This window comes from Spiroplasma sp. ChiS (genome assembly GCF_002968355.1).
Classification (GTDB): Bacteria; Bacillota_I; Bacilli_A; order Mycoplasmatales; family Mycoplasmataceae; genus Spiroplasma; species Spiroplasma citri.
In genome coordinates this window covers 1-1,513 of sequence record NZ_PUUH01000103.1, presented here as the reverse complement: position 1 = coordinate 1,513, position 1,513 = coordinate 1, and the positions used below count along the sequence as shown (strand labels likewise).

General features: G+C 23.5%; 3 protein-coding genes and 1 pseudogene. All 4 read right to left on the bottom strand.

The window, feature by feature from the left end:
* On the bottom strand, positions 1-687 hold a 687-nt coding region (locus C6B38_RS03705; protein ID WP_199558575.1), incomplete at its 3' end, for a spiroplasma phage ORF1-like family protein.
* On the bottom strand, positions 687-932 hold the full coding sequence (locus C6B38_RS03700; RefSeq protein WP_199558574.1) for a hypothetical protein: 246 nt from the start codon (positions 930-932) through the stop codon (positions 687-689). The genes C6B38_RS03705 and C6B38_RS03700, both read right to left, overlap by 1 nt.
* A gap of 11 nt (positions 933-943) precedes the next feature.
* Positions 944-1,180, bottom strand: a complete 237-nt coding sequence (locus C6B38_RS03695; RefSeq protein ID WP_015967964.1) for a hypothetical protein — start codon at positions 1,178-1,180, stop codon at positions 944-946.
* Positions 1,180-1,513: pseudogene (locus C6B38_RS03690) on the bottom strand (hypothetical protein); the annotation flags it as partial. The gene C6B38_RS03695 and the pseudogene C6B38_RS03690, both read right to left, overlap by 1 nt.

Below are 1,513 nucleotides of genomic sequence, written 5' to 3'. Positions count from 1 at the left end.
ATTTTTTATAAAATTATCATCAAAATAAAATTTTTCATATTTATATTCACTACCAAATTGACGAACATAAAAATATCATTTATTATTTGGTTTTAAAAATTCATTTTTTCTATTATTAAAATTAATTAATTTTCAATTATCTACTTTCAACTTAACTCTTGGATAATGATTTTCTTTATAACGATCAACATTATCGACAATTTTTTTAGATACATCATACATCTTATATTTTACGGCAAAAGCATAAATAAAATCAGTTAAATCATTCAAAAAATTCTCTTTTTTAACATCATAAAATTTTTCAACCATATACCTATTTTTTAAACTATGTCATTGTCGATAATAATTCAAAAATATTTCATTAGGTTTATCATAAACAACTCCGGTTGAATAACTATCTTGTAAAAAATCCAAATACCATTTATCATTAAACGATAATTTTTTTAATGTTTTTAAAGTTGGATTAATAAAGTAATTTGTTTCAGACCAATTTTCAAAAAAACTACTGCGTAAAAACATTGTATTAATAAAATCAGTTTCATTAATACCTTTATCAGTACTATTCTCTTGTTTAAGCATATATTGTTCCTCATTTAAGGGTCTAAACGCCGTTAAAGTAATAAATGGAATAACCAAACCCAAAAAAGTTAAAATAAATATGGCAAATAAAGATAATGACTTACGCATTATTMTTTACCACCTTTCTTCTTTTTAAAATTAATTATAAATAAAATACATCAAACTAATTCAAATCAAAAATACAAATTTGCAACTAACATATATCAGAATAAAATACCAAACTCATTAATTAATTTATCTCATTTATCGTAAATTGACCCAATAAATAAAGCAAAACCAAAACCAACAACTAAAATATATACTAATATTTCTCATCATTTTTCTTTTAAAAACTTTAAAATTTTAATTTTCATAAACTTAACTCCTAACTATACAATGTTTTTGAAACAATAAACCCAACAATATATAAACTTGATATCGTTAACATTAACGGATGACTAAACAAAACGGCCATTCTACCAAATAATCAAATCAACCAAGTATCAGAATTATATAAATCCATAATAATATTTTTTGCTGATGTAAATTGATTAATAATAACAGTAATAAAACCAGTTCCAAATATCGCAATTGCCGCCACCAATAAAACTAATTTAATCATTACTTTTTATCTCCTTTAAATTTAGTACTTCTAATATTTTTCGCTTGATATCTAATACTTTGTCGTTTAAGTTCTTTTTTAACTTGCTGCTTATTACTATTCTGATAAACATTTTTACCAACATTAATACCTTTTCGTACAGTTGACGAATATACTTGCGAAACACCATTATTAACTGTGGAACCTAAATTATTATATTGTGTTGATGTACCGTGAATTGTTTTACCAACATTAATACCTTTTCGTACAGTTGACGAATATACTTGCGAAACACCATTATTAACTGTCGAACCTAAATTATTATATTGTGTTGATGTACCGTGAATTGCATAA